General features: G+C 49.2%; 6 protein-coding genes. All 6 read left to right on the forward strand.

Translation table 11 applies throughout. The features are described from left to right. The first annotated feature begins 8 nt into the window (after positions 1-8). The 6 genes from CIK04_RS11295 (at position 9) to CIK04_RS11320 (ending at position 7,107) form a co-directional block, all read left to right on the forward strand. Positions 9-716, forward strand: a complete 708-nt coding sequence (locus tag CIK04_RS11295; protein ID WP_045609006.1) for a response regulator transcription factor — start codon at positions 9-11, stop codon at positions 714-716. Beyond that, positions 706-2,142 carry an ATP-binding protein gene (locus CIK04_RS11300; protein WP_097353182.1) on the forward strand — a complete coding sequence of 479 codons (1,437 nt, stop codon included), beginning with the start codon at positions 706-708 and terminating at the stop codon, positions 2,140-2,142. Before CIK04_RS11295 ends, CIK04_RS11300 begins: the two co-directional genes overlap by 11 nt. Continuing rightward, positions 2,139-3,365 carry an ABC transporter substrate-binding protein gene (locus CIK04_RS11305; RefSeq protein ID WP_097353183.1) on the forward strand — a complete coding sequence of 409 codons (1,227 nt, stop codon included), beginning with the start codon at positions 2,139-2,141 and terminating at the stop codon, positions 3,363-3,365. Before CIK04_RS11300 ends, CIK04_RS11305 begins: the two co-directional genes overlap by 4 nt. Positions 3,366-3,684: 319 nt before the next feature. Beyond that, positions 3,685-4,848: a substrate-binding protein gene (locus tag CIK04_RS11310; RefSeq protein WP_097353184.1), complete on the forward strand. Its 1,164-nt coding sequence runs from the start codon at positions 3,685-3,687 to the stop codon at positions 4,846-4,848. After that, positions 4,845-6,668: a GGDEF domain-containing protein gene (locus CIK04_RS11315; RefSeq protein ID WP_097353185.1), complete on the forward strand. Its 1,824-nt coding sequence runs from the start codon at positions 4,845-4,847 to the stop codon at positions 6,666-6,668. The genes CIK04_RS11310 and CIK04_RS11315 overlap by 4 nt, the downstream gene beginning before the upstream one ends. After that, positions 6,652-7,107, forward strand: coding sequence for a GNAT family N-acetyltransferase (locus CIK04_RS11320; protein ID WP_017791236.1), 456 nt, complete (start codon positions 6,652-6,654; stop codon positions 7,105-7,107). The genes CIK04_RS11315 and CIK04_RS11320 overlap by 17 nt, the downstream gene beginning before the upstream one ends. Positions 7,108-7,488 lie beyond the last annotated feature (381 nt).

Raw genomic sequence — 7,488 nt, forward strand, 5'->3', positions numbered from 1 at the left:
GGCAAGCAATGGACAGCAAACGGATTCTGGTCGTGGATGACCATCAAGACTTACGAGAAGCCTTATCAGATTACTTAGGCAAAGCCGGTTTTGACGTGCAGTGCGCCGAGAATGGTCAAGTGATGTGGAAGAAACTTGAACTCTGTCCGCCAGATTTGATCATCTTAGACATCATGATGCCGGGCGATGATGGCTTCACTCTGTGCCAGAAAATCCGTCGACACTCAGACGTGCCCATCATCATGCTCACCGCTGTGGCGGAAGAGGCTGATCGCGTCGCGGGTCTTGAAATGGGGGCTGACGACTACATCACCAAATCCTTTAGCCCAAGAGAGTTATTGGCGCGGATCAAAACCATTTTGCGTCGTAGCCAAAATCACAGTGATTTGCGCCTTGCTCGTAAAATCCGTTTTGCTGACTGGCAACTCGATACCGTGACACGCCAGCTCACTCACCTACCCAGTCAAAACGTCAAACAGCTCAGTGGCGCAGACCTCTCGTTGCTGGCACTTTTTCTCTCCCATGCCGAATCGATTTTGTCTCGCGATGATATTGCACGGGAGATTTGGGGCCGCGATGCCGATCCTTTTGAACGTGGGATCGACGTGCAAATCAGCCGACTACGTCATCATCTTGAAGATAAAGATCGCGCGCTGATCCTCACCGTGCGCAATAAAGGCTACATGCTGACTGCCGGTGTTCATTATGAGAGCTAAAACCTCGTTGAACTCTCTCGCCACCCGCACGAGCCTGTTTCTGCTGTTAGTGATCATCTCGGCGCAGATCTTGGCGGGATTGATTTGGTATCAACATGCCAGTGAGCGCGATAAAACTGGGCTCATCACCACGGTGCGCAGCTTGGCCCTTAGCGCGTCTTCCACCATCTCTTTTTTCTCGACCTTACCTTCGGAGTATCGTCACCTGGTGCTCAATCAGCTGCGCAATATGGGAGGCACGCGCTTTTTTGTATCTCTGAACAATCATCCGATTTATGTGAAGCCGTTACCGGAGAGCCAACGAAAAACGTTGGTGGTGGACGAGGTCAAAAGTGTCTTAGCAGCCGAGTTGCAAAACACCCCCACCATCTTAGTTGAATTCACTCGCCGCGACGACTTACGGGTGTTCAACAACGAACTGCCGATCGACGAGCTGCCGATGCTATGGGCACACTACTCCCTTTCATTAGGCGATCTGAATCCGCCCATTTTGGTGATGCAGATTGAAGTTGCAGAGAATGAGTGGTTCTACCTAGCCGCGGTATTACCAGCACCCTACATTCACCTTGAAACCAGCTATTTTGATCTGCGCGAATGGTTCACTTTGCTGCTGTCTGGTTTACTGCTGCTGATTTGCACATGGTTTGTCGTCAGACGAGAAATTCGCCCCATTCGTCAACTCGCCAAAGCCGCTACCTTGATGTCGAGCCGGCTAAAAGTACCACGGGTCAAAGAGGAAGGCAGCACCGAACTTAGAGCCGCCATTCGTGCTTTCAACAAAATGAATCAACGTATCGATAGCCACATCAAAGATCGAGAAATGCTGTTTGGCGCTATTTCTCATGATTTAAAAACCCCGATAGCCTGCCTCAAGCTCAGGGCCGACATGCTCGACAATGATGAAGAACGTGAACGTTTTAGCAAGATCGCCAACGACCTCGATTTAATGGTAAAAGGTGCGCTGCAATGCATCAAAGAGACCGACATTCACGAAGAGATTGAATCGGTCGACTTAACCAAACTCATTGAACACATTGCCTCTGGGCTGGATCCGCACGGCAACAAAATCTCACTGCATTGTTTAGGAGAAACCTGCATTTCAGGCAAACCGCTGGCCTTAAAACGCGCCCTGCAAAACTTGATCGACAATGCGTTAAAATACGGTCAGCAAGCACACATCACCCTGGGCAGCCAAGAAGATCACATCTGCATCGAAGTGCAAGATAACGGCACATCCCTACGCCCAGAGCAGTTGGACAAACTGTGCGAGCCGTATTATCGAGGCCATGCCTCGATTGAAGGAAATGGTCTTGGCTTGACTATATCCAATAGCATCATCAAAGCGCATGGCGGCCATTTGTCTCTCTCTCTAACTGAGCTTGGCGGGCTAAAAGCAACCCTACTTTTTCCAAGAGAAACATTATGACAAGCAAGCTCTTGACTCTGTTATTACTGCCGACGACGCTCTTTGCCAATGAGATCGAATTCCTCCATTGGTGGACATCTCCCGGTGAAACGGCGGCATTAACGGTATTGGAGAAGCATCTCAAACAGCAAGGGCTGCCTATACAAGCTTCTGCGGTCAATGGCGGTGGGGGTGATAGTGCGATGACGGTGCTACAAGCGCGCGCACTGGCGGGCAACACGCCAAGTTTTGCGCAAATTGAGGGGCCAAGCATTAAGTCTTGGGATGCCATTGGCATTTTACATCCCATCAATCAAGCTGCCACACAAGCCCAGTGGGACAACGTTTTGTACCCTCTCGCCATCGAGATCAATAAAACGAGCAATGGCTATGTTGCCTTGCCGCTGACGTTACATCGTCTCAATATTCTTTGGACCAATCATCGCCTACTCAAGCAACTTAACCTTGCTGAGCCGCAAACATGGCCCGAACTGTTTGAAGCCATGGAACACGCCAAGCAAGCTGGCATCATGCCGTTAGCCATTGGCGATCAACCATGGCAAATTGCCCAGCTATTCGAAAGCTTGGTGATTGCCGCTGGCGGGGTAACGTTTTACAAAACGGCTCTCGTTCAACTCGATAAGAAAAACATCGATTCGGCCGAAATGCGCTTGGCACTTCGCCAACTGCGTCATATTAGTTTGCTCACCGGTCACCCGCAAAAGAGCAATTGGGACAGCGCCACCAAAGCGCTGGCAGAAGACAAAGCCCTCTTTCAACTTGGAGGCGATTGGATCCTAGGCGATTTGCTGGCCCGAGGCGTCGCCGTCCCTCAACATGTTGGCTGCCGTCCTGCACCGCAATCTCACCACATCTATCTGTACAACATGGATAGCTTTATTTTCATGGCGAGCAAGTCGTTTCAAGCCTCACAAGCGGAGCAGTTAGCCAGCGCCCTTGCAGACAAAACCTTTCAACAACGGTTCAATCAAGCCAAAGGCTCCATTCCAGTGAGAAAAGATATCGACCTCAGCGCGTTTAATGTTTGTCAGCAGCAGGCGTTTCGAGATTTTCAGTTTGCCTCGGCCAACGAACTTGCGGTGCCGAGTATGACCGACTCGATGGCCGTCAATCCCGTCGCACAACAAGCCATTAACTCGGAAATTTTCCGTTTTTTCCGCAATCCAAAGGTCAGCGAAGACGAGGTGATTCGACGCATTCTGTCCATTTCTGTCAGCCATTAACGTAAGAAAAGAGAATCCAATAACAACTTCGTTCCATTTCACCGTCAAAAACCGCCAACAGGCATAAAACACGCTATTCTCATAGTAAGTGTTTGGTTTAGAACTTTATACCAAGCTCTGTACAAAAAACGGGCTCGCCTTTACGGAGCACATCCCCTTATAATTAGTGATAAAACAACAATAAAATTCCCAAACCACGAGGAACGACGTACAGAAGGCAACAAGTAAACGTTCATGCTCTGCTGCGCATAGCACGCGACTCACATCGGCTGCTAAACGTGGACAGGGATATCGCTCATTGACGAAAAGGACACACAATATGGGCAAACTTCGCTCTTATTTGCTGCCGCTCATTCTGCCACTGCTGGCCGTTAGCCTTGTAAGCTGCTCCCAACCACAAACCCCGATAAAAATCGGTGCGGTGCTGCCTTTGACTGGCACCTTTGCGGTATATGGTGAGCAAGCCGTCAGAGGCGCCGAGCTTGCGGTTGAACAGATTAATGCCAAAGGGGGTGTCTTGGGGCGTCCACTTGAGTTGGTGATCAGAGACAATGCAACGGACCCCGCCAAGACGGTCAAATACAGTCGAGAGCTGATTCTCAATGAGGATGTGTTCGCGCTATTAGGCCCGGTCAGCAGTTCATCACGTTATGCAATGAGTGAAATCGCCACCGAGCTGCGCACACCTATGTTTTATGGCATCGACTACGAAGGCCGTCACTACAGCCCTTATCTCATCTGTTACAGCACCATTCCTGAGCACTATATTGCACCGATTGTCCCTTACTTAGCGGAAAACGTCGGCAGTTCCTTCTACATTTTCGGTTACGACTACATTTGGCCACACCGCATGTCTCAACGCATTGTCGAAGAAGTCGAGAAAGTGGAAGGCGAAATCAGCGGCATCGAATTTACCGCCTTTGGTGTTAAAGATTACGCCCCAGTGCTGGAACACATTAAAGGCTCGGGGGCAAATGTGCTGATGCTGATCTTGCCCGGCAGTGATGGTTTCAACTTCCTCAAACAGATGAAAGCGTTTGAATTTGAAAGAGAGATTCAAGTTGTCGCTTTTGCGGCCGATGAAACCTATCTAAGCAATGTGGATTCACAATCGTTACAAGGCGTGATGACCGCCCTGCACTTTTTCAGCGGGTTGGATAACGCGGTCGCTCGCGAGTTTGTGCAGAATTATCATCGCTTTCACGGCGCAGATGCAGTGGTCACCTACTCAAGTAAAGCGCATTACGATCTGATTTATTTAATCAAAGCCGCCATCGAAAAAAGTGGCCGCGTTGATGGAGAGCAGTTATTGATCAACTTACCTGAATTGACGCTCTACAGCGGAGAAGACGCCGTTCACTTGCGTAATGATCATCATTTTGATCTACCGATGTACCTCGCTCAGTTCCAACAAGGCGAGCTCAATGTGATTCGCAACTTAGGCATCATAAAACCTGAGGATCAAAGAAGCGCGACCGAATGAATCGACTCAGTTTCAAGATGTTCCTCATCCTGTCTCCTCTCGCCTTATTTGTGGCGATATTTGGCTATGTCTATTATCAGGCGCGCATCAACCTGATGGTGGAACATATCCGCCAAAGTAGCCAACTGGCGATTGCACAGGGTGCAAAAGAGATCAGCCACTATATTGATCGTCGGTTTTCGGAGTTCGATCTGGTCAGTGCGCATCTTGCTCAGTGCCAAGATGAGCATGTAGTGACAGAGAGAATGGAGGATGCGATCAGTTTTGCTTCTGGTTTTTCTATGTTGCTGTTAACCGACACCAAAGGCAGCATCATCGATTCGGTATTTTCCGCCAACAAAAGCAACCGCTATATTCTTCGCCAAGACATTTCGGGGTTGATCGCTTACGACGAGTTCACTAAAAAGCAGCTATCGCTCTCTTATCAGCAATGGCTTATCGACCAACCCATCAATCAAGCCAAAGAGCAGTTGGTGTATGAAAAACTGCAAAAGCTCAAATCTCGCGGCGAAGAAAACTCCATCGAGAGTCGCGAGTTACGCAACCAACTCAATAACTTAAGAGCGATAAAAAGTTTACCAAAACCTGTGGTCAGCTTAATGCCCGCAGAGTACATCGCACAGTTAGGGCTCATTTTCGACAACGAGACCTATTTTCTTTCACGCCCTTTGGTCGATTGCGCAGGTGAATTGAAGGGCTACTACACGGCGGTGCTCGATCGCACCTTGATTGAAGATCAGATTTTTGAAATTAAAAGCACCTTAGTCAATGACAACATCAACCAAGTGGATGTGTCGATCATGACTAAGTTGAATCGGCGTTTGCTGATGCCGACGAAATATCTTAATGCCGAGGCCCTCAAAGAGTATGGCCCCAACGCCACATCCTCTCCGTGGCTCAGGCCCGATCTGGGTGGCGTCCTCATCAATCAAGACATCTATATTAGCCCCTCGTGGGGACACAGATTTACCCGAGCCAGCGGGCTCAATGTTGCACAGCATGAGCTGGGCTTATGCTTGCTTGCGTTCATTGATATTGAAGAGTTGAACAGAGAAAACCGGCATATTCTGCGCGAAGTGCTCGCTTATGTCGGCGCCGCGCTGATTGTCTTTTTACTGCTGACACTCTACCTTGCCCGTTATGTCGGCGTGCCGATTGAACGTCTGCGTCGCCAAGCCAAAGCACTGGAAAAAGGCAAATCCATCCAGGGTGAGTTGCTTGAACGCAAAGATGAAATTGGCGAGCTGTTTGCCGCGTTTTACCATATGGCCGAGGCAATCAAAGGCAAAGAACAGCAGCTCACAGTATTGGCACAGCAAGACTCATTAACTGGCGTATTGAACCGCCGAGCTCTGATTGAAGCGGCCAACATTCAAAGAAGAGTCAACGACAAGATTGGGGTCTGCATGATGGATTTGGATCACTTCAAAACCATCAATGACGAATATGGCCACGCTGCGGGCGACAAGGTTCTGAAAGCATTTTGTCAGTTAGTTTCTCAAGAAATTCGCCAACAAGATCTGTTTGGCCGCGTCGGGGGCGAAGAGTTTTGTTTAGTGTTGCCAGATGCAAATTTGGCACAAACCCTGCTTATTGCTGAGCGTATCCGCCTAAGTGCGGAGATGGTACTGGGTTCCGTACTCGAGCTCGGGGATGATATGAAAGTCACCGTGAGTATTGGTGCCACGTTATGGCAATGCTGCAACTTTGAACGCGCACTCTTCATCGCAGACAAAGCGCTTTATCGAGCCAAACATGAAGGCAGAAACCAAGTACAACATGCACTGACTGAGGACGATAACGGTGATTATTACCACTGACGATTTACAGCATAAACAAGTCATTACGCTGCTCGAAGAACATCTGCAAGACATGTACGCCACCTCGCCTGCGGAGAGTGTACACGCCTTGGACTTAAGTGCATTGCAACATCCGGATGTAACCTTTTGGACAGGCTGGCAAGCAGAAACCTTACTCGGTTGCACCGCATTGAAGCGTCTTACGCACCAACATGGTGAACTCAAATCCATGCGCACCACACACGCCGCCAGAGGCAAAGGGGTGGCCTCCACGCTTTTGCAGCATTTGATTGAACACGCCAGGCAGCAAGGTTATCAACAAATCAGTTTAGAGACCGGAACCATGGCCTTTTTTGCCCCCGCTCGCGCCCTCTACGAGAAATTCGGCTTTGAGTATTGCGCACCTTTTGGCGACTATCAGGAAGACCCAAACAGCTGCTTCATGACATTAACACTCTGATCACGCTCCAATGTGAATCTGTCTCATCGCTTTTAACGCTTCCCATCCGATAAGGGGTCACTTCATGGCCTCTTTTGCTTTATTTGTGACATCGAATCCGCTTCTCTTTGCTCGATTTACACCAGCATGAATTAAGTCACATAAAATTTATGGATATGGGTGCACACTGAAATCCGTACTCATCGACTAATGAGGTCGCAATGCAAGGAGCCCCGCGCAAAATGACCTGGAAGACGACCAGGCGGTAACCCCGCCTGATCATGAGATTTATCGTCCTTCTCTTCTTCCTCTCTATTGCAAGGAGGCGCTATGCCTATCAACAAAATTCGCAATATCGCGTTTGTGGGTCAGTCTGGTAGCGGTAAAACCACGTTGATCGAA

The organism is Vibrio sp. 03_296 (genome assembly GCF_002265885.1).

What these genes read in the sequence shown, in the direction of transcription:
- CIK04_RS11305 (WP_097353183.1), top strand. Translation starts at nt 2,139, where the DNA reads ATGACAAGCAAGCTCTTGACTCTGTTATTACTGCCGACGACGCTCTTT.
- CIK04_RS11310 (WP_097353184.1), top strand. Translation starts at nt 3,685, where the DNA reads ATGGGCAAACTTCGCTCTTATTTGCTGCCGCTCATTCTGCCACTGCTG.
- CIK04_RS11315 (WP_097353185.1), top strand. Translation starts at nt 4,845, where the DNA reads ATGAATCGACTCAGTTTCAAGATGTTCCTCATCCTGTCTCCTCTCGCC.
- CIK04_RS11295 (WP_045609006.1), top strand. Translation starts at nt 9, where the DNA reads ATGGACAGCAAACGGATTCTGGTCGTGGATGACCATCAAGACTTACGA.
- CIK04_RS11300 (WP_097353182.1), top strand. Translation starts at nt 706, where the DNA reads ATGAGAGCTAAAACCTCGTTGAACTCTCTCGCCACCCGCACGAGCCTG.